Raw genomic sequence first — 26,140 nt, 5'->3', positions numbered from 1 at the left:
ATGGGCGTGTGGCACGAGGACGGACACGTAAACCAAAGGCAATATTGTCAAATACGGTCATGTGACGGAATAAAGCATAGTGCTGAAAAACAAAACCGACCTGACGCTCACGGACATGTACATTGGTTGCATCTTCGCCTTCTAGTAAGACTTGACCACCATCTGCTGACTCTAAACCCGCAATAATACGAAGTAGCGTCGTTTTACCGCAGCCAGATGGGCCGAGTAAGGCAACCAGTTCACCCTCTGGGAAATCGAGTGAAATATTTTTAAGCGCATGGAATGCACCAAAGTGTTTTTCAATATTTTTAACTTGAATACTCATGATTTCATTCCTTACGAATCAGTTGAATGCGGTTCTGGTTTGTCTTGATGTAGTTCTAACCAGGTTTTTAAAATCAGTGTTAATAGTGCCAAGAAAGCAAGTAGTGAGGACACCGCAAAAGCTGCACTAAAGGTGTACTCGTTATATAAAATTTCGACATGAAGAGGTAGGGTATTGGTCTCACCACGGATGTGGCCAGAAACTACTGATACTGCCCCAAACTCACCCATTGCACGGGCATTACACAAAATCACGCCGTAAATCAGACCCCATTTAATGTTAGGGAGTGTGACTTTCCAAAAGGTTTGCCAACCTGATGCACCGAGTACAATCGCTGCTTCCTCTTCTTCAGTTCCTTGCGCTTCCATAAGTGGAATTAACTCACGCGCCACAAATGGAACTGTAATAAAGATGGTCGCTAAAACAATGGCAGGTACGGCATATAGAATCTTGATGTCATGTTCCATGAGCCAACCGCCTAACCAGCCTTGAGCACCGAAAATCAGTACAATCATTAAACCTGCAATAACAGGTGAAACCGAAAAAGGCATATCAATAATGGTGGTTAAAATTGCTTTACCTTTAAACTGAAATTTGGAAACAGCCCATGCAGCGGCAACACCAAATATCACATTAATCGGAACGGCAATTGCTGCGGTCAATAGTGTTAATTTCACTGCTGATAACGTATCTGGATCAATTAAAGCTTGAACATAGACTTCAAGGCCTTGTTTAAATGCTTCAACAAAAACCAGAATAAGTGGCAGCATGAGGCAGCTAAGGAAAAAAATCAGTGCAATTGTAATGAGCGTATAACGTACCCAAGTTGGTTCACGTGTCGCGTCACGAGATTGCAATTTCAAGGCAAGTGCATTGCTGTCGGTATGTAGGTTCATGTGACATTTCTCCCTGTACGACGGTTTGCCCATGCTTGAAGTAAGTTAATGACAAATAAAATAATGAAAGAGAGAACCAACATCACTGCTGCAATAGTCGTTGCACCTGCATAGTCATATTCTTCGAGGCGAGAAATGATCATAAGCGGAGCAATTTCAGTTTTAAACGGCTGGTTACCTGCAATGAAAATTACAGAACCATATTCACCTACACCGCGAGCAAATGCTAAAGCAAAGCCTGTAAATAGGGCAGGGAGTAATATTGGTAAAATAATTTTGGTAATGGTCTGCCAACGATTTGCACCGAGTGCGGAAGCTGCCTCTTCAAGTTCAGTTTCAATATCGCTTAATACCGGTTGAACGGTTCGAACAATAAAAGGAATGCCGATAAACACTAAAGCTAGCGTAATCCCGATGGGGGTATATGCAACCTGAATACCAAGTGGTTCTAAATATTGACCGATCCAGCCTGTAGGCGCATAGAGTGAGGTCAACGCAATGCCTGCAACCGCTGTTGGAAGTGCAAAAGGTAAGTCCACTAAGGCATCAACCAGACGCTTTCCGGGAAAGTTATAACGGACAAGGCACCAAGCTAAAAGTAGCCCGAAAACAACATTAATAAATGCCGCTATTAAGGCTGAACTAAAGCTGAGTTGAAGCGATTTTAAAATACGCTCAGAGGTTAAAATTTCCCATAGTCCGTCCCATCCGATTCCAAATGATTTTATAAAGACTGCGGCTAATGGAATAAGCACAATAAAAGAAACGTAAGCGAGGGTGAAGCCCAATGATAGACCAAACCCAGGCAGCACTCGGGATCGCTGCGACATGATATTTCCTCAAAGAGAAAAGCCTGCTGAAACCAGTAAGCGAATAAATAAAGATAAACGGCGCGGTATAAAGCTAGGTATTAAGCAAATTTCAAAGAGAAATGTGTCTTTACCGGATCAATAGATGAGTGGCTACACATCGAGTCTTCAGGAAGTAGATGATTCAGTAAGTCAGGAAACGGACCGAAACCTGAAGCAACATTAATATGACCAACTTGTCCAAGGTTAATCGGGGTTAATTGCCAAGATTTCGCAAGCTGTAAAGCATCAAAAAAGTCTAACCATGGATCATTTTCACTAATGAGTAGCATTGCAGGCACATTAATTTTTAGCTGATGAAAATAATCTTTGTAGTCAGTCAAACTATGACGGGCAAATCCCGCTTCACCAAAACGTGCCGGATTTGCAGGAGCAACCAAAATCAGTTTTTTAACTTGAAGTTGTAACTCTGGATGCTCTGCTAAGGCAGCAACACTAGTTAGGCAGCCGAAACTATGCGCAACAATTTGGACTGGTGTTTGTACTGCTTGAACTGTGTTAACGAATTGCTCAATCCATTCGCTTAATACGGGTCTATCCCAGTTTTTTTGCTCAACGCGAGAACTAGACACGAGTTGACGCTGCAACCAAGATTGCCAATGTTGATGTTCACTTCCACCTACACCCGGAACAATTACAGTGTGTGTCATGTCTGTTCTCCTTATCGTTAGAACAAAGAATTACTTCTCTGCACTATTGATTTTCACGATTTGATCGAAAACACCACCATTATCAAAGTGTTGCTTTTGTACTTTTGTCCAACCGCCAAACTCTTTATCAATGGTGACAAGTTTCAATGGCTTAAATACATTGCTATATTTTTTGAGTACAGCTGCATTGCGAGGACGGTAGAAATTACGTGCTGCAATTTCTTGACCAGCAGGTGAGTACAAATAGTTGAGGTAACCTTTTGCAATAGTTAAGTTGCCTTTTTGCATTTTTTTCAACAATTGCAACTGGCGGCTCAGCCAAAATAGATAAAGATGGCGTCACAATCTCAAACTTGCCAGGTTGTTCACGGATAGCTAAATGTGCCTCATTTTCCCAAGCCAGTAATACGTCACCAATTCCGCGTTCAGCAAATGTAGTGGTTGCACCACGGGCACCTGAATCTAAAACTTTGGTGTGTTTATAAATTTGGCGAACAAACTCTTGTGCTTTTGCATCGTTACCACCTGCTTGATGTTTTGCCCAAGCCCAAGCGGCAAGATAGTTCCAACGTGCACCACCAGAAGTTTTTGGGTTTGGCGTAATAATTTCCACGCCTGGCTTGATTAAGTCACCCCAATCTTTAATTTGTTTAGGGTTACCCTTACGAACTAAAAACACGATAGTTGATGTGTACGGAGTAGAGTTTTGCGGTAACTTTTTCTGCCAGTCTGTTGGAAGCAATTTTGCTTTTTCAGCAATTTCATCAATATCAGCAGCTAGTGCTAATGTCACAACGTCAGCATTTAAGCCATCAATCACTGCACGAGCCTGTTTACCAGAACCACCGTGTGACTGTTTAAACTCAATATCTTGACCGGTACGCTGTTTCCAGTAAGTACCGAACTGTTTGTTGAAATCTGTATATAACTCGCGAGTTGGATCGTAAGAAACGTTTAAGAATTCTTGAGCTGCAAACGATGAAACAGAAAGTAATGCAGCAATAACCCCGACTTTTAACTGAGAAAAACGCATGAGATAACCCCTCAAAAAATACGAAATGTTCAAAACATGAACGCAGAATAGCGCTAGTCTTTATTCTAAAAAAATAATAAAAAACGAATTTAATATGAAAAATATAGAAATAATAAAAATGGATAAGTTATTCTTAAATCTTGATATATAACAAGTTTCAAAAGTTTCTCTTAAATCGGTATAATTTTTTAAAATCAGTCATTTATTAATTAAATGAAAGGTGTTGTATTGTTGGGTGGTTTTAAATAAAGGACGGATTAAACATGTGGTGTTTTAAAAATGGACAACCTGTAGAGACCATTCCTTTATTGGACCGGGCATTTCATTATGGGGATGGCTGCTTTACCACAATTCGTGTTTTTCAAAATAAGATTGAGCTTAAAGCACGGCACTGGGAACGTCTAAAACTTGCTTGCCAAAAATTATCTTTGGTTGCAGATTTTGAGTTAATCGAACAAAGTTTGCAGCATCTACAAAATCAGAATCTCGTGCTCAACGGGACTTTAAAAATTGTGATTAGCCGTGGTGAAGGTGATCGTGGCTATAGTTTGCCAAAGCATGCGGCAGATATTTATATCTGGTTTTATCCAAAAGCATTGGAGCAGTTCCAGCCAGATTTTATTGAGTGTGGAGTTTTAAATCAGGCTTTAGGTTTAACCATGCCGAGTTTAGTTGGGCTTAAATCCTTAAACCGTCTTGAGCAGGTATTGCTAAAAAAAGAAGCAGATCAACAAGGCTGGGTTGAAGCTTTAGTAACTGATGTACAAGGTTATATTGTTGAAGGGGTAAGCAGTAATTGTTTTATTCGTTTAAATGATAGATGGATTACTCCGGAACTTCGCTATAATGGCGTCCACGGTGTGATGCGTGCAGAAATTTTGGCGCGTATGCAGCACTACGGAATTGCCTGTGAAGTCAGAATAATTGAGCTAGATGAAGTACCACAAATACAGAGTCTATTCTTTTGTAATGCTTTACATCCAATGCGAGTAGTTACTCAAATCAGTGAACAAATTCTAGAGTCACAGGCGTGCCTAAATTTATTTCATACTCTTAACTTGAATAAGATTCATTAATATGCCGAAGCCACCTGTGAATGCGAAAGCAAAAAATGCTAAAAAAAAGGGCAAGAAAACAGCATCTAATTTTCCAAAAAAGTTAGTGCTGATTGGCTGTTTTATCGTTTTAATTTCTATTTTTGCTATTTTATGGTCAAGTTTATTTAAAGCTTATCCTATTGAAGGGAAAAAGCAGATGCTATCGATCACATCAGGTGAGACCTATTCTGGTTTTATTGATCGCTTAGCCAAAGAAAATAAAATCCATTTCCCAATTGTACTTAAGCTTTATCAAAAGTTTATGATTCATGACAGTATGAAAGCTGGTGTATATGAGATAGAGCAGGGAATGAGCGTAAGACAAGTATTAGAGATGTTATCTAATGCTGATAATGCCCAGATGAACCGTGTTCTAGTGATTGAAGGAACAACTTTTAAGCAGCTGATTACAGCACTAAAAAACGATAAAAATGTAAAAAATACGATATTGGATTTATCAGATGACCAGCTTATGAAGGCTTTAGGTATTCCTTATCATCATCCTGAAGGTCTGTTTGCACCCAACACTTATTTCTTTGCTAAAGGTGAGACCGATAAGAAAATCCTGACTGATTTATACCATCGTCAAATGAAAGCCTTAGATGCGGCTTGGGAAAAGCGGGCACCGAATTTACCTTATAAAGATAAGTATGAAGCTTTAATCATGGCTTCTATTGTTGAAAAAGAAACGAGCCTCGATAGCGAACTTACACAAGTTTCAGGGGTTTTCGTGCGTCGTTTAAAACTCGGTATGCGTTTACAGACTGATCCAACCGTAATTTATGGTATGGGTGCAAACTATAAGGGTAACATTACTCGCGAAGACTTACGTACACCAACACCATATAATACCTATACAATTAATGGGTTACCGCCAACTCCAATTGCACTGCCAAGCCAAAAAGCCATTGAGGCTGCGTTACATCCAGATGATTCAAATAACATCTATTTTGTAGCGACTGGTAATGGTGGACATAAATTTACGGCAGACTTGCAAGCACATAACCAAGCAGTGCAAGAGTATTTATCCGTGTTGAGATCGAAGAAATAAGGAAAAGAGATGTTTATTAGCTTTGAAGGCACGGAAGGGGTAGGAAAAACTACACTCATTCGAAAAATTCATCAGCATTTTGAAGAACAAGGTAAACAAGTTGTTTTAACTCGAGAGCCGGGTGGAACACCGTTAGCTGAGCAAATTCGTTCGATGCTTTTGGCAGTGAATCATGATGAAAATATGAGTCATGATACTGAGTTGCTCTTAATTTATGCGGCACGAGCTCAACATTTACAACAAGTTATTTTGCCAGCATTAGAGTCTAATAAAATTGTATTAAGTGATCGTTTTACCGATGCGAGTTTTGCTTATCAATGTTCCGGTCGTGGTTTAAGCCAAGACAAATTACAGCTTTTAAACCAGAACTTCGTTTCACGCATGCCAGAAGTGACTTTTTGGTTAGATGCACCAATTGAACTTGGTATGAACCGTGCACGTGAACGCGGAGCTTTAGACCGTTTTGAACAGGAAAAGTTAAGCTTCTTTACTAAGGTTCGTGAAGGATATGAAACCTTATGGAAAGCTGAGCCTGAGCGTATTAAACGTTTAGATGCTACACAAAGCCCTGATCAGGTGTTCGAGCAAGCTCTACAATATTTAGCATAAGCCATGGGATTACCCACTCTCATATTTTTTTGGGAGTGGTGAAAAATGACAAGAAATCTGGTTTTAAACGTCATAGAAAATATTGGGCAGTATCTTATGCTATTTTAATTACTGTTTAAAATTGAAGAATAACAAGGATGAAAAGCTCAAAAGAAGAAATTGTGGCATTTCTTGAAAAGGAATTCCCACAAAGTTTGGAACATTGCACGATTGAATCAGTCACTTCTAAAGCTGCCGTTGTTTATTATCACGTTGACCAAAGACATCAACGTCCGGGAGGTACTATATCTGGCCCGACTATGATGACTTTGGCAGACTTTGCTTTATATATTGCAATACTCGGTGAAATTGGAATTATTGGTTTAGCTGTAACCACCAATTTTAATATTAATTTCCTGAGAAAACCCGCAGGTGATCAAGACTTACGCAGTGAATGTAAGCTCATGAAAGTAGGAAAGAGCTTAGTCGTAGGTGAGGTCTGGATTTATTCAGTAGGGCAAGAGGAACCCGTGGCACATGTGACCGCGACTTACTCAATTCCACCTAGACCATAAATCTTAAGTAATAAAAAAGCACGGCATGAACCGTGCTTTTTTATAAAAAACTATTTATACACTAGTATTCACCAAAGGTTGCTCTACTGCAAAGTTTGGAGGCGTCAGAACCGTTTTACGAATCTCACTCGAAGTTTCCGGATAATCAAGTGTGTAATGTAAGCCACGTGATTCTTTACGGTGCATAGCACAACGAACAATCATTTCAGAAACAAGTACAAGATTACGCAGTTCAATCAGGTTTTTGCTGACACGATAATCTTGATAATATTCAGTAATTTCGCGCTTTAGCATTTCAATACGGTGTAAAGCACGTTCTAAACGTTTTGTGGTTCTTACAATACCAACGTAGTTCCACATGGTCGAACGTAACTCATCCCAGTTTTGTAAAATCACGACATCTTCATCTGGATTGGTTACTTGAGAATCGTCCCAAGTGGGTACTTCCGGTAATTTGAAGTTTTTATCAAACTTACTTTCGATATCTTTTGCTGCACTCATGCCATAAACGAAGCATTCAAGTAATGAGTTACTCGCCATACGGTTTGCACCATGTAAACCCGTATAAGAGGTTTCACCAATTGCATATAGACCTTCAATATCAGTCTGGCTATTTGAGTCAACCACAACACCACCACAGGTATAGTGTGCAGCCGGCACCACCGGAATCATATCTTTAGTGATGTCGATACCTAGCTCAAGCAATCGTGCATAAAGTGTAGGGAAGTGCTCTTTAATAAACTCAGGCGATTTGTGTGTAATGTCTAACCACACATGGCGAATACCGAGACGTTTAATTTCATGGTCAATGGTACGTGCCACAATATCGCGAGGAGCTAACTCTGCACGATCGTCAAAACGTAGCATAAAACGTTCGCCATCTGGTAAACGTAAGTAAGCACCTTCACCACGCATGGCTTCAGTAATTAAGAAAGAACGTGCTTGCGGATGGTAAAGGCAGGTTGGATGGAACTGGTTAAATTCCATATTGGCAACACGGCAACCTGCACGGTATGCCATCGCAATACCGTCACCAGTAGCAATATCCGGATTAGATGTATAAAGGTAAGCTTTCATTGCGCCGCCGCAAGCAAGTGCGGTAAATGGGGCAAGGAAGGTATGAACTTTTTCAGTACTTTCATCTAGTGCATACAAACCAATAGCACGATTTGCTTGATCTGTATGACCCAATTTATGCGACGTGATTAAATCAATCGCAATGTAGTTTTCAAAAATAGTAATATTCTTGCGTTCTTTGGCGCGTTCAACCAAAGTGGTTGAAATAGCTTTGCCAGTTGCATCAGCAGAATGAATAATACGGCGCTGCGAATGGCCACCCTCACGAGTCAAATGAAGCTGTTCATCTTCATCTAAGGTAAACTGAACGCCTTGCTTTAAAAGGAAATCAACAGAAGGACGGCCGCCTTCTACAGTATGCTGGACTGCATCCATTTCACATAAATGAGCACCTGCAATCATAGTGTCATTAATGTGTTGTTGAATAGAGTCAGTTTCATCAAGCACCGCAGCAACACCACCTTGTGCATAGAAGGTACTTGCTTCAGTTAAAGCAGCTTTAGCTAAAACTGCAATATTAAAATGACTTGGTAACGATAAAGCCAGACTTAAACCAGCACCGCCACTGCCCACAATAATCACGTCAAAGTGGTGAATTGTCTGTTGATTAGGCATGTCCATTCGCATCAATTTAAAACGTCCGCTAATGACACCCCTTTTTACCTAAAAAGGCAAGAGCTTAAGCGCTCTAAGTCACAGAAAAATTGCAATTAGCTTAAAAAATTGCAATGTGTAAAATAAACGTGATGAGGATGCCTTACAAATAAACATATTGTTACGCACAATTCCAAAGCATTGTGATACAAAAGTTTTATTCTTATTCTCGTAGACCAATTGTGGGTGAGCACCGAATGAAATCTCGCTATTTACAACAAGGAATGTATGCAGCGGTATTTACAGTTGCTGCTGTTCAAGCAAATGCTGCTGTTGATTTTTCAAACCTCGTTGAACAAGTTAGTCCGGCTGTGGTGAGTGTAAACGTTGTAAAAAAAATGACTCAGGATGAACTGCTACAACAGCAAGTACCTGAAATTTTAAAACGTTTCTTTGGTAATCAGGTCATCATTCCACAGCAACAAGGTCCTCAAGAGAAAACCGCATATGGTAGTGCGTTCTTTATTAGTAAAGATGGTTATTTACTTACGAACCACCATGTAATTGAAAATGCTTCCCGCATCAGTATTACTTTAAATGACCGTCGTGAAATTGATGCAACAGTGGTCGGTAGTGATGAGCGGACAGACGTTGCATTATTAAAGGTAAACGGAACTAACTATCCTGCTTTACGCGTAGGAAATGTTGACCGTTTACGTGTAGGAGAGCCGGTTTTAGCAATTGGTTCACCATTTGGTTTTGATTATTCAGCTTCGGCAGGTATTGTCAGCGCTAAATCACGTAACATGAGCGGTGAAACCTCTGTACCATTTATTCAAACCGATGTGGCGTTGAACCCTGGTAACTCAGGTGGTCCATTGTTTAACCAAAATGGTGAAGTTGTCGGCGTGACTCACGTATCTTTAGTGGTACGGGGGGGTATATGGGTCTGTCTTTCTCTATTCCAATTGATGTTGCGATGGATGTAGCTGAACAGCTTAAAACGAAAGGGAAAGTGACTCGTTCCTACCTAGGCGTTATGATGCAAGATATTGACCGTAACCTTGCAGATGCCTATAAATTGCCTAAACCGGAAGGTGCTCTGATTACTCAGGTTTCTCCAAATTCACCTGCACAAAAAGCAGGGCTTAGGGCTGGCGATGTTATTCTAAAATTAAATGGTGCTTCTGTACTGCGTACTAGTGATTTGCTTTATGCATTAAATAAAGTACAACCAAACCAAACTGTTCAGTTTGAAGTTTTACGCGATGATAAAACCCGAAATATCTCGGCAACACTAGCAACTGCACCGGATGAAACACCTGCTACCGGTAATCAAACCTCTGCTTCTAAAGGCCCAGTATTGGGAATGAGTATTCGTGATCTCGCTGTGCCAGAGAAAAATGCTTTAGGTATAAAAGGTGGTATTTATGTACAAGATGTCCGCCGTGGTGGATTAGCATCATTGTCAAATATCATTCCTGGGGATGTGATTATTCAGGTTAATAATACTCAAATTCTAAATAGTCAGGATTTTGCAAAAGTTGTTTCGAATTTGCCGAAAAATACAGTTGCGCGAGTTGGGATTATTCGTCAAGGACAACGAGCAATGCTTGGTTTACGTATTCAGTAAAATATTATAAAAATGAACCACCCTGAAAATGGGTGGTTTTTTATTATTTGTATTCGGCATAATGTTCGATCTAGCTAATTAAATTTTAGCTTTGAATTTAATGATTAAAGTGGGTGTTTTGTGAGCAGTATTTTCGATTTACATATTCAGGTTCAGCCACAGCATATTGATGCTTTAGGGCATGTTAACAATGTAATGTATGTCCAGTGGATGCAAGACGTCGCTGCTGCTCATGTGGAAACATTAGGGGTAGGAGTAACCAAATATCTAGAGCTAAAACATGCAATGGTTGCGGTTGAACACCATGTGCAATACCGTAAAGCTGCGTTTGAAGGTGAAGAAATTGTGCTGCGGACATGGCTAGATGATATTAATGCTCTGTATTCATTTCGTCAGTATGCCTTTTTCCGTCCTTCTGATCAGGCAATTTTGTTCGTCGGAAATACCAAATGGGCATGTATTGAAATCGCTTCAGGTCGACCTAAACGTATGTCGCCGACTTTTACACAGGCTTATAAACCTCTTGATTCAAGTATAAATCCTTTAGATTTTACTGTTTCATATAGTAGTAATTAAGAGAGGTCGGAATTTGGAGCGTTTATTTTCGATTGAAACCGATAGACTAATTTTAAATGAACTTAAAGAAGATGATCTAAAGTTCATTTTTGAATTATTTTCAAATTCCATAGTACTTGAATTCTATGATTTAAAAGCTTTTACTTCCTTAGAGGAAGCAGAAGCTTTGATTGAAAAAATGCATAAGAAATGGGATCAGCAGCTAGGTTTTAGGCATGCAATTCGTCATAAACATGATGGAATTATATTTGGCACATGCGGTGTAAACAGTATTAAGCAAATTAATGATGATTTCGGTGTAGTCATTGGTTATGAGCTTCATCCTGATGCATGGGGTGTGGGTTATATGCAAGAAGCACTTATAGGATTAATTCAGTATCTGAAGCAAGAGCAATTGTTTAGGAAAAAAATAAAATATATTTGGGCTGAAATATTTGAAAAGAACGTGAGGTCACAACAAGTTGCAAACAGACTTGGATTTGAATTAATTGGAACAACAGTCAACCATACTGTTAATACATTAGGGGGGGATTTACTCAAATTTGAGTTGAAGCTGTATTAATTTAACTTTTCTCAGACGAACAATAGCTGGTTATATAGAGAACTTTAAAAGCTTTTTTTAAAAGAAATAATTTATATCTTTTTCATTTCTGCAATCTGCTATAATCTCTCGCAATTTGTTAAACCGCTTTGGCTATGTATTAAAACAAGCTACATAGCACTTTATATTTTCTCAAGGTAGCCCATGGCGCAAGCTAAAAAATCCGTTGATATCAAAAATATCCGAAATTTCTCGATTATCGCTCATATTGATCATGGTAAGTCTACTTTGGCTGACCGTTTTATTCAGATGTGTGGTGGCCTGCAAGATCGTGAGATGCAAGCTCAGGTCTTGGACTCAATGGAGCTCGAGCGTGAACGTGGGATTACCATTAAAGCTGCTTCGGTGACGTTGTACTATACTCATCCAAACGGGCAGGAATATCAGCTTAACTTTATTGATACTCCAGGGCACGTTGACTTCTCTTATGAAGTATCTCGTTCATTAGCTGCTTGTGAAGGTGCGTTATTGGTTGTGGATGCTGCACAAGGTGTAGAAGCACAATCAGTTGCAAACTGTTATACCGCTATTGAGCAAGGTCTCGAAGTTCTTCCAATTTTAAATAAAATTGATTTACCGCAAGCAGAGCCTGAGCGCGTTATTCATGAAATTGAAGAAATTATCGGTATTGAAGCAACCAATGCACCTACATGTTCTGCAAAAACAGGCTTAGGCGTTGAAGGTGTTTTAGAAACATTAGTTGATGTTATTCCTGCTCCTACAGGTGACCGTGAGGCTCCTTTACAGGCATTAATCATTGACTCATGGTTTGATAACTATTTAGGTGTTGTCTCTTTAGTTCGTATTAAAGATGGTCGTATCCGCAAGGGCGACAAAATGTTGGTTAAATCTACTGGTCAGACTCATATTGTTACATCGGTAGGTGTATTCAACCCTAAACATACTGAAACTGGCGTGCTTGAAGCTGGTGAAGTAGGCTTTGTTATCGCGGGTATTAAAGATATTTTTGGTGCGCCGGTAGGTGATACCATCACGCTTTCAACAACCCCTGAAGTAGCTTCACTTCCTGGTTTTAAAAAGGTTAAACCTCAGGTTTACGCAGGTCTTTTCCCAATTGATGCAAGCGATTTTGAACCATTCCGCGAAGCCCTACAAAAACTACAGATCAATGACTCGGCTTTATTCTTTGAACCTGAGAGTTCAGATGCGCTTGGTTTTGGTTTCCGTTGTGGTTTCTTGGGCATGTTGCACATGGAAATCGTACAAGAGCGTTTAGAGCGCGAGTATGACCTTGATTTGATCAGCTCAGCGCCAACGGTAGTGTATGAAGCTGTCACTAAAAAAGGCGATACGATCTATATTGATAGTCCATCTAAAATGCCGGATGGTTCTGTTGTTGAAGATTTGCGTGAGCCAATTGCAGAGTGTCATATTCTTGTACCGCAAGAGTACTTAGGTAACGTCATGACCCTATGTATTGAGCGCCGTGGTGTACAAAAAGACATGAAATTCTTAGGTAATCAAGTTTCAATTACTTTTGAAATTCCTATGGCTGAAGTGGTTATGGACTTCTTTGATAAGCTTAAATCATGTTCACGTGGTTTTGCTTCACTTGACTATAACTTTATTCGTTTTGAGAGTTCATCTTTAGTTAAGGTTGACGTGTTAATTAATGGTGAGAAGGTCGATGCGCTTGCAATGATTTGTCACCGTAATGATGCTCGTCATCGTGGTATTGCTTTAGTTGAGAAAATGAAAGATTTGATTCCACGTCAAATGTTCGATGTCGCAATTCAGGCTGCTATTGGTGCACAAATTATTGCTCGTTCGACCGTGAAGGCGATGCGTAAAAACGTTTTAGCAAAATGTTATGGCGGTGACGTGTCTCGTAAGAAGAAACTACTTGCGAAACAAAAAGAAGGTAAGAAACGTATGAAACAAGTGGGTAGTGTAGAAATCCCACAAGAAGCGTTCTTAGCTGTTTTGAAAGTAGAAAGATAAGAGAAAAGGCTGGGATGAACTTATATTCTCCCAGCCGCAAGGCAAGCAGCTAAGCTGCGAGTGAGGTCCTGTGGATTTTGATTTTAATTTAATTCTTGTTCCTGTTACGCTGATTTTATTTGCAGTGTGGTTGCTAGATAAGCTTGTTTTTAAACAGCGTGCAAATAAAGGGCGAGAGAACGAAAATTTTGTTATTACATGGGCCTATGACTTTTGGCCGGTTTTAGCTGTTGTGCTTGTACTTCGCTCATTTCTTTATGAACCATTTAATATTCCATCAGACTCTATGGTTCCGACCTTAGAGACTGGCGATTTTATTTTAGTTAATAAATTTGACTATGGTGTCCGGTTACCTATCGTCAATAAAAAAGTGATTGATGTCGGTGAACCGAAACGTGGTGATGTCATTGTATTCCGTTATCCACCACAACCTACTATTAGTTATATTAAACGTGTAATTGGCTTACCTGGTGACCATATTGTTTATGATCATGGACAATTGATTATTAATGGTCAAAAAATTCCTAAAGTACCAACACAGTTTAGTCGCGAAAAAGATGCTTTAGATACACCAACTTCTATTTATCATAAAGAAACAATTGGTGATCATACTTTTACGATGCGTGAGCTTGAAGGCGTAAATGTTGCGCGTCAGGCACCATTTATCAACTATGTTGATAATGGTAAATATGCAAACCAAGACGGTTTATATTGGGAAGTAACAGTTCCGAAAGGACATTACTTTGCAATGGGGGATAACCGTGATCAAAGTGCTGACAGTCGTTTCTGGGGCTTTGTACCTGAAGAAAATTTAACAGGCCGAGCTTTCTATGTCTGGATGCATAAAGAACCTGGTTTCCACCTGCCAAGCTTTAACCGAAATGGGAAAATAGATTAAAAACAACCATTAGGAAAACAAAAATGCGTAAGGCACAACAGGGTACTTCGTATTTAGCAATTTTATTTGGGGTGGTCATATTTGCAATTGCGGTGAAAGCCGTACTTGCAGTTTGGCCAGCATATTGGGATGATCGTGTGATTAATAATCAGATTACAGAGCTTATGCAACAAAGCTCTGCTGATATCACACCCCAAAAGTTTATGACACAGATGGACCAACGACTGGAAATGAACAACATTCGTGATCTGCATTTTAAAGAGATTGCTGAAGTGTTTAACCAGCCAAGTCTAACAGTCAAAAAGAAATATGAGGTAAGAAAGCCTTTCTTACTGAATATTGATTTAGTTTTAACATTTGAGAAGAGTTTTGACAAAACATCAGTTCAAGCTAAGTGATCCTCGCTTACTCAGTCGAATCGGTTATCAATTTAAGCAGCCTGAATTGCTACAGTTGGCTTTGACTCATCGTTCGGTGAGTCATAAGTATAACTACGAACGTCTGGAATTTTTGGGCGATTCACTGTTGGGGATGATTATCGCCAATTATTTATACCATGCGTACCCTCATGAAAATGAGGGGCGACTAACGCGTATGCGCGCGACTTTAGTACGTCAGGAAGCATTAGGTAAAATTGCAACCGATTTGCAACTTAGTCGGTGTTTAATATTAAGCACAGGTGAGTTGAAATCTGGTGGTCATCATCGTGAGTCAATATTGGCTGACACAGTGGAGGCTATTATTGGTGCAATTTATCTTGATAGTAGTGATCTGAACCTACTCAAAGATATTGTGTTAAAATGGTATACGCCTTATTTAGATCATATTGAGCCAACAGATCAACTCAAGGATCCAAAATCACGTTTACAAGAGTATCTACAAGCACGTAAAAAACCTCTCCCTGTTTACGAGGTTGTAGATATTCAGGGTGATGCGCCTCATCAGCACTTTAAAGTCGAATGTTTGGTAGATGGTTTATCAAAAATTCATGGTGAGGGGTCAAGTCGTCGTTTTGCCGAGCAGGCAGCAGCGGCGGAAATTTTAAAGTTATTGGAGCAATAACCTGCATGTCGATGCATTCTGATCAAATCAATCCAGATTCAAACGAAAACCAAGATCCAAACAATCTGATTGATCAATTTTTTAGTTCCAAAGGCGTTACAATTCCTTCGGATTTTAAGAGCGGATTTGTGGCGATTGTAGGACGTCCAAATGTGGGTAAATCTACCCTCATGAACCATTTATTGGGCCAAAAACTCTCTATTACTTCACGTAAACCTCAAACGACACGCCATAAAATTATTGGTATTGATTCGCGTGAAAAAATGCAAGCGGTTTATGTCGATACCCCAGGTATGCATAAGAAAGAAGTACGTGCAATCAATAAAATGATGAACCGTGCTGCGCATTCTGCGTTACGTGACGTGAATTTAGTCTTATTTGTTATTGATGCTCACAAGTGGACTCAAAATGACGATTTAGTGCTTGAGAAACTCAAGAATGCTGATATGCCAGTTATTTTGGTGATTAATAAAGCTGATACTTTTGGAGATAAGAGAGAGATTCTCCCTTTAATTCAAGAACGTGCCAAACTTATGAATTTTGCTGAGATTGTTCCTGTTTCTGCACTCCGTGGAGCAAACTTAGAGCACTTAAGTGAAACGATTGAAAAATATCTTCCTTATCAGCCACCTTTATATTCATTCGATCAAATTACGGACCGTTCAGAGCGCTTCTTGGCAAGTGAAATCATCCGTGAAAAAATCATGCGTCAGTTGGGTGAAGAGCTACCTTATGATTTAACAGTACAAATTGAATCTTTCAAAACGGAAGAGGCAACTGTTAATGAAAAAACTGGTCGTTTAAAACCAGCATGTACCTATATTGATGCAACTATTTTTGTGGATCGTCCTGGTCAAAAAGCGATTGTAATTGGTGAAAAAGGTGCCAAGCTTAAAACAATTGGCATGGATGCACGTAAAGACATGGAAAAAATGTTCGAACAAAAGATCATGCTTACCTTATGGGTTAAGGTCAAAGGCGGTTGGTCTGATGATGAACGTGCTTTAAAAAGTTTAGGATATAGTGATATCTAAAAAGTAGGGAATACTGGTATGAAAGCAATTACATCAATATTGATTATCGTTGGATGTACATTGATGTTGCAAGGTTGTGTATATAAGCTTGTAACCGTACCAGTAGGTATTGCTTATAAAACGACTAAAGGTGTAGTGAAGGGTACAGCTGCTGTTGTAGGGGCTGTAATTCCTGATGGTGATGATGACGATAAAAAAGAAAAAGAATCTGAGGAATAGTTTCTTTTTATGATGCGCAATGAAGTCCTACATGGATATATGATTCACCATCGTAAATACCGTGAAAAAAGCCATATTGTGCATCTCTTCACTCAAGAATATGGGCGGGTTGATGGTATTTTAAGACAGACTCCGCCTCCTCAATATCAGCCAATCCGTTTGCAAGCCACAGGCAAAAGTGAGCTCAAAAATTTTACAAAGCTGGAAATACTAAATCAGCCGGTTTTCTTTTTTGGCGATGCTTTTTTTGCAGGGTTCTATTTAAACGAAATTGTTCTTAGACTTTGCCCACTAGAAGAGGCAATGCCACAAACTTTTGAACAATACCAGTTAACGCTGCTTCAACTCCAGCAGCTATCTTCTCATGAAAATCCGGATTTATTTCTTAGACAGATCTTGAGGCAATTTGAGCATATCTTGCTTGCAGAGCTGGGCTATGCGATTGATTTCTCAATTGATAGCTCACAAAAAGAAATTTTGCCTCAACAGTTTTATCAGTTTCAAGTGAATGAAGGATTTGCCCCCATTGTTCAGGCAAGTCGCCGTTGTCAGGAAAAGCAATTTTATCCATGCTGGATTATGAGCAGGGACAGGATTTTTCTCACGAACAATTGCAATTATTAGGTAAACTATACCGTCAAATGATTACATCGCTTTTAGGTGACCGTCCCCTAAAAAGTCGACAATTGTGGATTCAAAATACTCAAACTCAATCGTAATTAGGATTTTTTTATGGCTGCATTGCTTGGTGTAAACATAGACCATGTTGCTACTTTAAGACAGGCGCGCGGTACTGCTTACCCAGACCCTGTAGAAGCTGCTCTTATTTGTGAACAAGCGGGTGCAGAGGGGATTACTTTGCATTTGCGTGAAGATCGCAGACATATTCAAGATGATGACGTGCGCCGTATGCGTCCATTATTGAAAACACGTATGAATCTTGAAATGGCCGTAACTGATGAAATGGTTGAGTTTGCGAAAGAAATTCAACCACAACATGTGTGTTTTGTACCAGAACGACGCCAAGAAGTTACAACAGAAGGCGGTTTAGATGTAGTGGGTAACTTTGAAAAAGTTAAAGCTGCAACTCAAGCTTTAGCTGCCATTGGTTGTGATGTTTCACTCTTTATTGATGCTGATTTTGCTCAAATTGATGCAGCCATTGCTTGTGGAGCGCCTACTATTGAATTACATACTGGGGCGTATGCAGATGCAACAACAGAGCAAGAGCAACAAGAAGAACTTGCTCGCATCGTAAAAGGTGTAGAATACGCAGCTTCAAAAGGTTTGGTTGTAAATGCTGGTCACGGTTTGAATCTGAAAAATATTGCTCCAATTGCGGCAATTCCACAAATTCATGAGTTAAATATTGGTCACTCAATTATTGCGGAAAGTGTTTTTGTTGGGCTAGTACAGGCGGTGAAAGACATGAAAACAGCGATTCAGGCAGCAGGATAAGTAGTAATGTCGAGTATCAATTACGATGAATTAATGCAGCCTGTATTAGCATTTTTAGGGTGCCAAACCCCAAAAGAATGGTTGGATGAGGCTGTTAATAATTTAGACATCTTGATGCAAGATCATGCTAACTGTGAGAAAAAGGCAGCGGGTACAGCCATGAACTTGATGTTCCGCTATAGTTTTTTTACGGACCTACAAGTTAAGCTTGCCCAGCTTGTACGTGAAGAAATGCTTCACTATGAACAAGTTCTAGAATTTATGACAAAACGTGGGCAAGAGTGGAAAGGTTTAAGTGCTGGACGCTATGCAGGTGGCTTACGAAAAGAAATCCGCACATATGAACCAGAAGCTCTAATTGATGTTCTCGTGATTGGGGCTTTTGTAGAAGCACGTTCATGTGAACGCTTTTATGCGCTTGCTCCGCGTGTTGATGATGAGTTAGGACGCTATTACCGTTACTTGCTTAAGTCAGAATCTCGTCATTTTGAAGACTATTTAGCACTAGCGCTTGACGTCGCAAAAACTGCCAAAATGAAAGATCCTGAAGAAGATATTCAACAGCGTATTGAACATATCCGTGAAGTTGAAAAGAATCTGATTTTGACTCCAGATGATACTTTCCGTTTTCATAGTGGTATCCCTGCATAAGCTTGGATACCTCAAGTTAAAAAGTTTACCTTTCACGGTAAACTTTTTTATTAAGTAGCTCTAACTTCTAAATAGTTTGAGTCGATTTTTAAGGTTTAGTAAGGCCCAATTTAGTTTTTTAATGCATATCATTATTTAATAAATATATTTTTTACAGATTTAAATTTCTCTTAAAATTTTTAAAAAAACTTTTATTTTTTTAGGCTAATAATAAATATTGTGTAAATATAAAGGCTGATATGTTCATCATGAGTTCAACTGAAGCAGTTGATTATTTCTAAGGATATAAGAATGTTAGCATTAGTTACAGGCGCATCAGCAGGTTTTGGTTATAGTATTTCAAAGAAACTGATTGAGTCAGGCTATAAAGTTATTGGATGTGGAAGACGCGCAGAAAAATTAGAAGAACTACAAAAACAGCTTGGCGAAAATTTCTACCCACTCGTATTTGATATGACTGATACGGCAGAAAATATAAATAAGTTATTTAAAGAATTATCAAATGAATTTCAAATCGATCAAATTGACTTATTAGTGAATAATGCAGGCTTGGCATTGGGTCTAGAGCCAGCAGATAAAGCGGATTTAGATGATTGGTACACCATGATTGATACCAATGTTAAAGGCCTTGTTACGGTTACCCGATTAGTTTTACCAAGTATGGTAAAGAAGAAATCAGGCTTAATCATTAATATGGGCTCAATTGCAGGTACATACCCATATCCAGGTGGTAATGTGTATGGGGCAACAAAAGCTTTTGTAGAGCAGTTTAGTTTAAATCTACGTGCAGATTTGGCTGGTACTGGCGTGCGAGTAACGAATATTGAGCCAGGGTTGTGTGGTGGTACCGAATTTTCTCTTGTACGTTTTAAGGGAGATCAGGAGAAAGCTACCAGTCTATACGATAAGAAAAATCCAATTTTACCGGAAGATATTGCAAATACAGTAATATGGATCGCATCACAACCACCGCATATTAATATTAACCGTATAGAAATGATGCCAACGACTCAGACTTTTAACCCTTTAAAAGTTGTAGAAGTGGAATAATGTAATTTTAAAAAGATCTAAGCGTAGAAGGTCACCTAAGTCTAGAACTGATGATTCGATCTGGTAAATATTTGAATTATGAAAAGCAAATCCTCTACACGTAGTAGAGGATTTTTTATAGGTATACTGTAATAGAGAGCAATAAAAAAGCCCGCTTTAATGCTGCGGGCTTTTTAGTATTTGGCTCTCCCACCTGGGCTCGAACCAGGGACCTGCGGATTAACAGTCCGTCGCTCTACCGACTGAGCTATGGGAGAATCTGCATGCGATTATAAGGAGATTTTGACAAGGGTCAAGTAAAAATCGTCATGTTTCATTCATTTTTGTGTTGTATGCTTTTTATTTGACCAGTTGAAAGGTGAGATCATAAATTACTTGCACTTTGAAAATTCAATTGCTAGATTCAGAAAAGAACAAGCGTTTGGAGTAATCCAAACAGTGTGGATTTAAACCAACTTGCCAGCACTAAAATGGCTAAATCGGAGATAAGTATGAAAACACTTACTGTTGCTTCTATTTTTTCTAATTTTGATTTTTATCAAAGCAATTATCTCAATATTTTAAATCAACCAGAATCTTATTACACACCTGTAGAAGATGCATGGATCGATGCTTTTCCATTTAAAAAACAAGATTTGTACTTAGGTGACTTACTACAACTCTGGTTTAGTTCAAAATGGGATGTGCATACTTCATTGAAAATTCTAAAGTGTTCCAAGGTATTAGATCAATCTAAACCTCTCTATATTTTCCAGCTCGAAGGGGAATTATTCCTAGGTAAAAATAAAGTTTTAGCCTGGTCTACTCAGCATCATAAAGTGATAGAGCTTCAACTTAAGAATATTTGGGCACCTTATGTGGTTGCGCAAACTTGTGCCCGCCCAGATATTCCTTACTTAATAAAAAAGGCAGCCGTTTAAAGCTGCCTTAGTTTTTATGGTCGAATAATCATGCAGGTTGCTGTTGCATAAGCATAAAGTTTGCCTTCTTCATCAGTAATTTTTCCTTCGGAAATACCTAAATTTTTACTTAAATTGATTACTTTACCTGTAGCGATTAAAACCTGATTTTGTGGAAGAGGGCGGCACATTTTTACATTAAGATCTATGGTTCCATAACCCACACCAGCAGGTAGCATTGTATGTACAGCACAGCCAGTCACTGAATCTAGAACAGTTGCAGCAAATCCACCATGTACGCCACCTAAAGGATTTAAGTGATTATGATCTGCTTGTGCTTTGAAAGTTACAGAGCCTTCTGAAATCTCAGTAGGTTGCATCGGAATAGTTTTGCTAATACTGGCAGGTGGAATATGACCTTCAATCATGGCTTGTAAAAATTCGAGGCCTGTCATTTCCATAGGATTTTTCATTTTTTGAGTCCTTCAGTTATTAAAGTTCTAAATTGGAACTTGGTGTTAAATTAGGCGTTAAATTAATTATTGTCAAGTTGGGAAGAATAGAAAGATAGGTCACTTATAGTTTATAAACTTGTAAAATTTGGTTGAGCAGAATATTTTATAACATTAAAAATATAAACTTTTTGTGGAAAATAATAATGAACGGACAGTGTTTATGTGGTGAAACAACTTTCGAAGTTGAGTTAAAAAATCATGATGTACATGTTTGCCATTGCTCGATGTGTCGTAGACAAACCAGTGGTGTCATTATGACAGTTGATGTAGTTAAAGGTAGTTTAAAGTTTATTCAGCAAAAGCATCTTAGTGTATTTAACTCTTCTGAATGGGGTGAAAGAGGCTTTTGTAACGCTTGTGGAACAACAATTTTTTGGAGAACAAAAGATCAAAGTTACTGCAATATCAATGTGTTTTCTTTAAATGAACCAGTAAAAGACTTGAAATTAGATATGGAAATTTTTATTGATTCAAAACCTGATTTTTATAATTTTCAGAATGATACAAAAAAACTGACTGAGGCTGAGGTGGCAGCTTTATTTAATTTAGAATAATTTTAATTATAAAAAAGGCCTCAATTTTGAGGCCTTTTTTATATTTTCAAATTATTTAGCAGCTTTTTCAGCTTCGATAGATGCAATTGCAGCATCAACGCCTTCGATTGATTCAGCAGCTTTTTTGATACGTGCTAACGCATCAACAAGTACTTCGTCAGCTGTTGCATATGAAATACGCATGAAACCACCTAAACCAAATGCATCACCAGGAACGACTGCTACGCCAGTTTCTTCAAGTAACCACTCAGAGAATTCTGTGCAAGATTTTAAGCCTTTTGCACGAATAAGAGGGCGAATGTTTGCATACGCGTAGAAAGCGCCATCAGCAGGTAAGCAAGAGATCCCTTTGATGTCGTTTAAGCCATTAACTACTAAGTCATGACGACGTTTAAACGCTTCAATCATTGGTTTTAAAACATCTTGTGGGCCATTCAATGCAGCTTCAGCAGCAACTTGCGAAATTGAAGTCGGGTTAGAAGTTGATTGAGACTGGATTTTTTTCATTGCACCAATGATTTTTGCTGGGCCGGCTGCATAACCAATACGCCAACCTGTCATTGCATATGCTTTAGAAACACCATTTAAAACAATCGTGCGGTCATATAAATCAGGTGCAACAGTTGCAATGTTGTAGAACTCATCTTCCCAACGAATTGGTTCATACATGTCGTCAGATGCAACAAATACTTGTGGATGACGACGTAAAACTTCAGCTAAAGCTTCTAATTCAGCTTTGCTGTAAATCATACCTGTCGGGTTAGATGGGCTGTTTAATACCACTAAACGAGTGTTAGGAGTAATCGCTGCTTCTAATTGTTCAGGTGTAATTTTAAAACGTTGCTCTTCGCCACATTTCACGATAACAGGCGTACCTTCAGCAATAATGACCATATCTGGATAGCTTACCCAGAATGGCGCAGGGATGATCACTTCATCACCCTTGTTTAATAATGCTAGTGCCAAGTTAAAGAAGCTTTGCTTACCACCACAAGAAACCAAAATCTGGTTAGGTTGGTAATCAAGATTATTATCACGCTTTAATTTAGCAATAATTGCTTTTTTTAACCCAGGAGTACCATCTACAGCCGTATATTTGGTGAAACCATTATTAATCGCTTCAATTGCAGCATCTTTGATGTGTTGAGGGGTATCAAAATCTGGCTCGCCAGCACCCAAACCAATCACGTTCTTACCAGCAGCTTTAAGCTCAGCAGCTTTATTAGTTACAGCAAGTGTAGGGGACGGTTTGATAGCATTGACACGATCAGAAAGACGTACGTCCACGGCAATATTCCTCTTATGGGATTAAAAATAAAAAGCACACTATCTTATCGCAAAAATTAAGCAATTTGCGGATGTGGGGATTTTTAGATGTAAAAAAGTTTAATTTAGGAAAGATCTTGTTGCGGTTTTATTCAATTGAAGCTTTTTTCGAAAGAAACAAGAAAAATCCTTTATAATAAGCCGCAATCGAAATATCGAGAATGAATCATGACTGAGCAACAGCCAAAACAGAAAAAGGCTTTGGTGAAATTGCCATTTCCAATGCCGAATGAAAGTAACCAAGCAGGCGATGCTGTACACAACCAAGTACGTCCGAAACCTGAACAATATGCAGATAGAACTTGGATGCCACCACGTGGTACTCGTCGTTCTATGGGTAAGCGCTAATTTAAATAAAAAAACAGGCAATATGCCTGTTTTTTTATCGTAGAAGAATTTCTTGATAATAACTTTTTTTCTTTTGATACATATGATGATCTGCGCGTTTTAGCATATCTTCAACTTGTTCATTTTCTTTTGTTGTGGCGTGCCCAATCGCAATACTAATAGGATGACTTGAATAATATTGATTATCTATATTAAAAAGCTCCTGAATGGTTTGCAGCATCATCAAAACATTCGCTTCATCTGCACCAGGCATTAAAATTACAAATTCGTCGCCACCGATTCGAGAAGCTGTATAAGCAGTATTCATAATTGCCTGATTTAAAATATTACCTACTCGACGTAATAAACCATCACCAATATCATGGCCAAGTTGATCATTGGTTTCCTTTAAGCCGTTCATGTCTAAAAAAATTGAAGAAACAGGGCGGATAATACTGCGATTTAAACGATTAAGCTCTTCTGTAAAAAAAGCTCGGTTATAAAGTTTAGTCAGTACATCATGCTGGCCTAAATATTCTAGATAATTTTCGGCTTTCTTTCGTGCAGTAATATCTGTAAGCGCAACCTGTACCAATCCCCAAGTTTCTTCATAACCGGGGAATACGGTAAATTGCAATAAGACATTTCTAATTTGGCCATCTAACGCATAGTTAACGGCTTCACGCTTGTGGTGAATATTTCCTTGCCAGAGTTCAATCAGCTGTTCTCTAAAAGTTTCCACCATCTCTTCGGCAAAAATTTTATGGGTATTTTTTAACAGAGTGGTTTTATCTGGTGCTTTAAATAAATCGAGAGTCGACTGATTGACGTCTAAAATTAAAATGTCTTCTATGCATTGGCGAACAAATTCAGGATGTACATCTAAAAAAGTCCTAAAGTCTTCAATTCCTAATAGCCTAAGCTGATCAATTCTATTTTTAATACGGCTAAAATCTTCAACCCAAAGCGAAGTCGGAGAGTAGATAAACATTGATTCTGCTAGGCGTCGATTTTTCTCTTCCTGACGAAGCGCATTTTGATATGGAGTAATGTCTTCGGTGGTAATTAAAATACGGTCAAACGTAGTTTCAGAACCCGGTAAAATTGCTCCACGTAGTTGTACATCAACACGTTTACCAGAGAGCGTGTAATTTATAGTGGTACTCGAGAAATGAGTTTTGCCATTCCATAAGGCTTCGAGTTCATGAATATGAGCTTCAAACATTTCTTTTTTAAAAATAAGATTTAAGTTGGCACATAACTCTTCTTGGTTTTTTGCTTCAAAAAGGTCTAATACTTTTTGGTTGACCTTAATAATTTTAATTTTATGAGCACATTCAACCACTAGATTTTCATTTTGACTTAGAAATTCATATAAGTTTTCAACCCCTTGATTTCTCCATAAGTCAAATAACTGCTTAACTTCTCTAAAGTCTTCAATCCACATTGGAATTGGGGTGAGGTCAAAAATTGAAGAATCTAAAGTTTCCATGCGTTTCTTTTAAGTATTCAGTTTGTCTTAAAGTATAATGAGAAAAACTAAGATTTGGAAAAATAATCGATTTAAATCTATTAGAATAATTAAAATAAAAATATTAAATATAAGTAAAATAAAATAATGAGAAAGCAGAATTTATCTGCTTCACTCATAAAATATCAAAATAAATTAACGGTTAATAGGGTGGTCGATATTTTTCTCACCGCGCCATAATTTTATAAAATCTTGCTCATCAAAATCATAAAGTTCCATAAGCGCAACAATTACACTTACGAAAATCATTGCACCTTCTGAGTTACCATGAATATTAAAAATCTTACCATTGAGCTTACCTAAAATATCCCTCAATTCGTGGTCACGGCCTCTGCCATAGCGGTCACGAGGATACAATTCCTCATTAAGCACAATAAGCGCTATCGCTTTTTCAGCACGTGATAAATCCGTTTTATCTAAAGCATCTTCAAAAGATTCACTGCCGTGATTAAAGTAGAAAATAACTTCATCATTAATGAAACTTTGAACCATTTTTTGAGTGAGTGTTGGGAACTGTGAAACAGCATCTTCTTCAACATACGGTTTAAACGATTCAGGAAAAATCACATTGTGATGTATGCCTTTAAAAAGAGGAGCGATTTCGGAAACCTTATAACCTGCGATCCCACATCCTAAAGCTGTCACAAAGTATTTCATTTTAGGATGATTTTTTGCATAAACTTTAAAGTCTTCAACATAATGCTCGATTTGGGAGAGTGGCATTTGTTGGATATGTTCATTTAATGTTGGAATTGCAAAGCTCTGACCAGCCCAGCCACGTCCTACACCCTCTACCGCCCCAAAATGCTGACTGGCAACACGTGCGGCTCCACTACCATGTTGTCCAGCCATATTACTACCGAAGACAAACACGGTATCTTCAGGGAGTTCGGTTACAATACTTTCATCATGATATTGATAGGTCATGGTTATGCTTTTTATCTAATGGATAAGTCCATGTTGCAACCGTTTACAGCATTGGTCAAGTATCAAGATGCTTAATATTTTCGATATAGATTAATCTCACTATAGACTTTAAATTAGGGAAAAAATCCCCATTAATTTGCTAGACGATAAATTCAAATTTTT

Annotated in this window: 28 protein-coding genes, 1 tRNA gene and 3 pseudogenes; 21 read left to right on the top strand and 11 right to left on the bottom strand. The window is 38.5% G+C overall.

Features of this window, described 5'->3' with window-relative positions:
* From C1642_RS08520 to C1642_RS08500, 5 genes and pseudogenes are all read right to left on the bottom strand, one after another.
* Window positions 1-325 (bottom strand): sulfate/molybdate ABC transporter ATP-binding protein (locus C1642_RS08520; protein ID WP_146035319.1); only part of this gene is annotated, 325 nt, incomplete at its 3' end.
* An 11-nt stretch (window positions 326-336) separates the two neighbouring features.
* Window positions 337-1,221, bottom strand: a complete 885-nt coding sequence (gene cysW / locus C1642_RS08515) for a sulfate ABC transporter permease subunit CysW (protein ID WP_001048807.1) — start codon at window positions 1,219-1,221, stop codon at window positions 337-339.
* Window positions 1,218-2,051, bottom strand: a complete 834-nt coding sequence (cysT, locus tag C1642_RS08510; protein WP_000083115.1) for a sulfate ABC transporter permease subunit CysT — start codon at window positions 2,049-2,051, stop codon at window positions 1,218-1,220. Before cysT ends, cysW begins: the two co-directional genes overlap by 4 nt.
* Before the next feature lie 80 nt (window positions 2,052-2,131).
* A complete protein-coding gene (locus tag C1642_RS08505; RefSeq protein WP_021511064.1) occupies window positions 2,132-2,740 on the bottom strand; it encodes an RBBP9/YdeN family alpha/beta hydrolase in 609 nt (202 codons plus the stop codon).
* 30 nt (window positions 2,741-2,770) lie between these two features.
* A pseudogene (locus C1642_RS08500) lies at window positions 2,771-3,773 on the bottom strand (sulfate ABC transporter substrate-binding protein).
* A gap of 263 nt (window positions 3,774-4,036) precedes the next feature.
* On the opposite strand from C1642_RS08500, the gene pabC reads away from it, so the two are divergent.
* The 4 genes from pabC to C1642_RS08480 all read left to right on the top strand — a co-directional run bounded on the left by pabC (window position 4,037) and on the right by C1642_RS08480 (window position 7,084).
* A complete protein-coding gene (gene pabC, locus C1642_RS08495) occupies window positions 4,037-4,849 on the top strand; it encodes an aminodeoxychorismate lyase (RefSeq protein WP_103236191.1) in 813 nt (270 codons plus the stop codon).
* Window position 4,850: 1 nt separating this feature from the next.
* A complete protein-coding gene (mltG, locus tag C1642_RS08490) occupies window positions 4,851-5,921 on the top strand; it encodes an endolytic transglycosylase MltG (protein ID WP_103236190.1) in 1,071 nt (356 codons plus the stop codon).
* 9 nt (window positions 5,922-5,930) lie between these two features.
* On the top strand, window positions 5,931-6,530 hold the full coding sequence (gene tmk, locus C1642_RS08485; RefSeq protein ID WP_000470763.1) for a dTMP kinase: 600 nt from the start codon (window positions 5,931-5,933) through the stop codon (window positions 6,528-6,530).
* Window positions 6,531-6,667: 137 nt separating this feature from the next.
* On the top strand, window positions 6,668-7,084 hold the full coding sequence (locus tag C1642_RS08480) for a PaaI family thioesterase (RefSeq protein WP_000842540.1): 417 nt from the start codon (window positions 6,668-6,670) through the stop codon (window positions 7,082-7,084).
* Between the two features lie 54 nt (window positions 7,085-7,138).
* Here C1642_RS08480 and nadB read toward each other — a convergent pair whose 3' ends face one another.
* A complete protein-coding gene (gene nadB, locus C1642_RS08475) occupies window positions 7,139-8,782 on the bottom strand; it encodes an L-aspartate oxidase (RefSeq protein WP_031993361.1) in 1,644 nt (547 codons plus the stop codon).
* Window positions 8,783-9,012: 230 nt separating this feature from the next.
* On the opposite strand from nadB, the pseudogene C1642_RS08470 reads away from it, so the two are divergent.
* The 13 genes and pseudogenes from C1642_RS08470 to C1642_RS08410 all read left to right on the top strand — a co-directional run bounded on the left by C1642_RS08470 (window position 9,013) and on the right by C1642_RS08410 (window position 19,899).
* Window positions 9,013-10,388 (top strand): annotated as a pseudogene (locus C1642_RS08470) (Do family serine endopeptidase).
* Window positions 10,389-10,508: 120 nt separating this feature from the next.
* On the top strand, window positions 10,509-10,964 hold the full coding sequence (locus tag C1642_RS08465; RefSeq protein WP_000094835.1) for an acyl-CoA thioesterase: 456 nt from the start codon (window positions 10,509-10,511) through the stop codon (window positions 10,962-10,964).
* Between the two features lie 13 nt (window positions 10,965-10,977).
* On the top strand, window positions 10,978-11,526 hold the full coding sequence (locus tag C1642_RS08460; RefSeq protein WP_000440273.1) for a GNAT family N-acetyltransferase: 549 nt from the start codon (window positions 10,978-10,980) through the stop codon (window positions 11,524-11,526).
* A gap of 183 nt (window positions 11,527-11,709) precedes the next feature.
* Window positions 11,710-13,527, top strand: a complete 1,818-nt coding sequence (gene lepA, locus C1642_RS08455; RefSeq protein WP_000035781.1) for a translation elongation factor 4 — start codon at window positions 11,710-11,712, stop codon at window positions 13,525-13,527.
* Between the two features lie 70 nt (window positions 13,528-13,597).
* Complete coding sequence (gene lepB / locus C1642_RS08450; protein ID WP_000344903.1) at window positions 13,598-14,425, top strand: signal peptidase I; 828 nt, start codon at window positions 13,598-13,600, stop codon at window positions 14,423-14,425.
* Between the two features lie 23 nt (window positions 14,426-14,448).
* The gene (locus C1642_RS08445) at window positions 14,449-14,823 is read left to right on the top strand and encodes a DUF4845 domain-containing protein (RefSeq protein WP_001224039.1); all 375 of its coding nucleotides are present in this window, start codon (window positions 14,449-14,451) and stop codon (window positions 14,821-14,823) included.
* Window positions 14,795-15,487, top strand: coding sequence for a ribonuclease III (gene rnc / locus C1642_RS08440; RefSeq protein WP_000160699.1), 693 nt, complete (start codon window positions 14,795-14,797; stop codon window positions 15,485-15,487). Before C1642_RS08445 ends, rnc begins: the two co-directional genes overlap by 29 nt.
* An 11-nt stretch (window positions 15,488-15,498) precedes the next feature.
* Window positions 15,499-16,521: a GTPase Era gene (gene era / locus C1642_RS08435; protein WP_001985518.1), complete on the top strand. Its 1,023-nt coding sequence runs from the start codon at window positions 15,499-15,501 to the stop codon at window positions 16,519-16,521.
* An 18-nt stretch (window positions 16,522-16,539) separates the two neighbouring features.
* Window positions 16,540-16,740, top strand: coding sequence for an NF038104 family lipoprotein (locus tag C1642_RS08430; RefSeq protein WP_000644486.1), 201 nt, complete (start codon window positions 16,540-16,542; stop codon window positions 16,738-16,740).
* A 9-nt stretch (window positions 16,741-16,749) separates the two neighbouring features.
* A pseudogene (gene recO / locus C1642_RS08425) lies at window positions 16,750-17,459 on the top strand (DNA repair protein RecO).
* A gap of 13 nt (window positions 17,460-17,472) precedes the next feature.
* Complete coding sequence (gene pdxJ / locus C1642_RS08420) at window positions 17,473-18,198, top strand: pyridoxine 5'-phosphate synthase (protein WP_000729414.1); 726 nt, start codon at window positions 17,473-17,475, stop codon at window positions 18,196-18,198.
* 6 nt (window positions 18,199-18,204) lie between these two features.
* Window positions 18,205-18,849, top strand: coding sequence for a tRNA-(ms[2]io[6]A)-hydroxylase (locus tag C1642_RS08415; protein WP_000095056.1), 645 nt, complete (start codon window positions 18,205-18,207; stop codon window positions 18,847-18,849).
* A 291-nt stretch (window positions 18,850-19,140) separates the two neighbouring features.
* Window positions 19,141-19,899 carry an SDR family oxidoreductase gene (locus tag C1642_RS08410; RefSeq protein ID WP_103236189.1) on the top strand — a complete coding sequence of 253 codons (759 nt, stop codon included), beginning with the start codon at window positions 19,141-19,143 and terminating at the stop codon, window positions 19,897-19,899.
* Between the two features lie 181 nt (window positions 19,900-20,080).
* Here the strand turns inward: C1642_RS08410 and C1642_RS08405 are convergent.
* A tRNA-Asn gene (locus C1642_RS08405) sits at window positions 20,081-20,156 on the bottom strand.
* A gap of 58 nt (window positions 20,157-20,214) precedes the next feature.
* On the opposite strand from C1642_RS08405, the gene C1642_RS08400 reads away from it, so the two are divergent.
* Window positions 20,215-20,349 carry a hypothetical protein gene (locus C1642_RS08400; protein ID WP_085941198.1) on the top strand — a complete coding sequence of 45 codons (135 nt, stop codon included), beginning with the start codon at window positions 20,215-20,217 and terminating at the stop codon, window positions 20,347-20,349.
* A 41-nt stretch (window positions 20,350-20,390) separates the two neighbouring features.
* Entirely contained in the window at window positions 20,391-20,819 is a 429-nt protein-coding gene (locus C1642_RS08395; RefSeq protein WP_213064266.1) for a hypothetical protein, read from the top strand.
* Between the two features lie 14 nt (window positions 20,820-20,833).
* On the opposite strand, the gene C1642_RS08390 is transcribed toward C1642_RS08395, so the two are convergent.
* Window positions 20,834-21,271, bottom strand: coding sequence for a PaaI family thioesterase (locus tag C1642_RS08390; RefSeq protein WP_000795395.1), 438 nt, complete (start codon window positions 21,269-21,271; stop codon window positions 20,834-20,836).
* Between the two features lie 185 nt (window positions 21,272-21,456).
* Here C1642_RS08390 and C1642_RS08385 point away from each other — a divergent pair, with 185 nt between their 5' ends.
* Window positions 21,457-21,867 (top strand): GFA family protein, encoded by a 411-nt coding sequence (locus C1642_RS08385; protein ID WP_001014258.1) that lies wholly within the window; start codon window positions 21,457-21,459, stop codon window positions 21,865-21,867.
* A 51-nt stretch (window positions 21,868-21,918) separates the two neighbouring features.
* Here the strand turns inward: C1642_RS08385 and C1642_RS08380 are convergent, their stop codons facing one another.
* Window positions 21,919-23,154, bottom strand: coding sequence for a pyridoxal phosphate-dependent aminotransferase (locus C1642_RS08380; protein WP_000383200.1), 1,236 nt, complete (start codon window positions 23,152-23,154; stop codon window positions 21,919-21,921).
* 207 nt (window positions 23,155-23,361) lie between these two features.
* On the opposite strand from C1642_RS08380, the gene C1642_RS08375 reads away from it, so the two are divergent.
* The gene (locus tag C1642_RS08375; RefSeq protein WP_000139632.1) at window positions 23,362-23,541 is read left to right on the top strand and encodes a hypothetical protein; all 180 of its coding nucleotides are present in this window, start codon (window positions 23,362-23,364) and stop codon (window positions 23,539-23,541) included.
* 34 nt (window positions 23,542-23,575) lie between these two features.
* Here the strand turns inward: C1642_RS08375 and C1642_RS08370 are convergent, their stop codons facing one another.
* On the bottom strand, window positions 23,576-25,012 hold the full coding sequence (locus C1642_RS08370) for a diguanylate cyclase domain-containing protein (RefSeq protein WP_103236187.1): 1,437 nt from the start codon (window positions 25,010-25,012) through the stop codon (window positions 23,576-23,578).
* A 174-nt stretch (window positions 25,013-25,186) separates the two neighbouring features.
* Window positions 25,187-25,978, bottom strand: a complete 792-nt coding sequence (locus C1642_RS08365) for a hypothetical protein (RefSeq protein WP_000222202.1) — start codon at window positions 25,976-25,978, stop codon at window positions 25,187-25,189.
* Window positions 25,979-26,140 lie beyond the last annotated feature (162 nt).

This window comes from Acinetobacter sp. AKBS16 (genome assembly GCF_002899995.1).
In the GTDB taxonomy this organism is placed as follows: domain Bacteria; phylum Pseudomonadota; class Gammaproteobacteria; order Pseudomonadales; family Moraxellaceae; genus Acinetobacter; species Acinetobacter baumannii.
This window is presented reverse-complemented; position numbering and strand designations above follow the sequence as displayed.

Coding starts and splice junctions, on each gene's coding strand:
- cysW (WP_001048807.1), bottom strand. CDS start 1,221: ATGAACCTACATACCGACAGCAATGCACTTGCCTTGAAATTGCAATCT.
- cysT (WP_000083115.1), bottom strand. CDS start 2,051: ATGTCGCAGCGATCCCGAGTGCTGCCTGGGTTTGGTCTATCATTGGGC.
- C1642_RS08505 (WP_021511064.1), bottom strand. CDS start 2,740: ATGACACACACTGTAATTGTTCCGGGTGTAGGTGGAAGTGAACATCAA.
- pabC (WP_103236191.1), top strand. CDS start 4,037: ATGTGGTGTTTTAAAAATGGACAACCTGTAGAGACCATTCCTTTATTG.
- mltG (WP_103236190.1), top strand. CDS start 4,851: ATGCCGAAGCCACCTGTGAATGCGAAAGCAAAAAATGCTAAAAAAAAG.
- tmk (WP_000470763.1), top strand. CDS start 5,931: ATGTTTATTAGCTTTGAAGGCACGGAAGGGGTAGGAAAAACTACACTC.
- C1642_RS08480 (WP_000842540.1), top strand. CDS start 6,668: ATGAAAAGCTCAAAAGAAGAAATTGTGGCATTTCTTGAAAAGGAATTC.
- nadB (WP_031993361.1), bottom strand. CDS start 8,782: ATGGACATGCCTAATCAACAGACAATTCACCACTTTGACGTGATTATT.
- lepA (WP_000035781.1), top strand. CDS start 11,710: ATGGCGCAAGCTAAAAAATCCGTTGATATCAAAAATATCCGAAATTTC.
- C1642_RS08445 (WP_001224039.1), top strand. CDS start 14,449: ATGCGTAAGGCACAACAGGGTACTTCGTATTTAGCAATTTTATTTGGG.
- era (WP_001985518.1), top strand. CDS start 15,499: ATGCATTCTGATCAAATCAATCCAGATTCAAACGAAAACCAAGATCCA.
- C1642_RS08430 (WP_000644486.1), top strand. CDS start 16,540: ATGAAAGCAATTACATCAATATTGATTATCGTTGGATGTACATTGATG.
- pdxJ (WP_000729414.1), top strand. CDS start 17,473: ATGGCTGCATTGCTTGGTGTAAACATAGACCATGTTGCTACTTTAAGA.
- C1642_RS08415 (WP_000095056.1), top strand. CDS start 18,205: ATGTCGAGTATCAATTACGATGAATTAATGCAGCCTGTATTAGCATTT.
- C1642_RS08410 (WP_103236189.1), top strand. CDS start 19,141: ATGTTAGCATTAGTTACAGGCGCATCAGCAGGTTTTGGTTATAGTATT.
- C1642_RS08395 (WP_213064266.1), top strand. CDS start 20,391: ATGAAAACACTTACTGTTGCTTCTATTTTTTCTAATTTTGATTTTTAT.
- C1642_RS08390 (WP_000795395.1), bottom strand. CDS start 21,271: ATGAAAAATCCTATGGAAATGACAGGCCTCGAATTTTTACAAGCCATG.
- C1642_RS08385 (WP_001014258.1), top strand. CDS start 21,457: ATGAACGGACAGTGTTTATGTGGTGAAACAACTTTCGAAGTTGAGTTA.
- C1642_RS08375 (WP_000139632.1), top strand. CDS start 23,362: ATGACTGAGCAACAGCCAAAACAGAAAAAGGCTTTGGTGAAATTGCCA.
- C1642_RS08370 (WP_103236187.1), bottom strand. CDS start 25,012: ATGGAAACTTTAGATTCTTCAATTTTTGACCTCACCCCAATTCCAATG.
- C1642_RS08365 (WP_000222202.1), bottom strand. CDS start 25,978: ATGACCTATCAATATCATGATGAAAGTATTGTAACCGAACTCCCTGAA.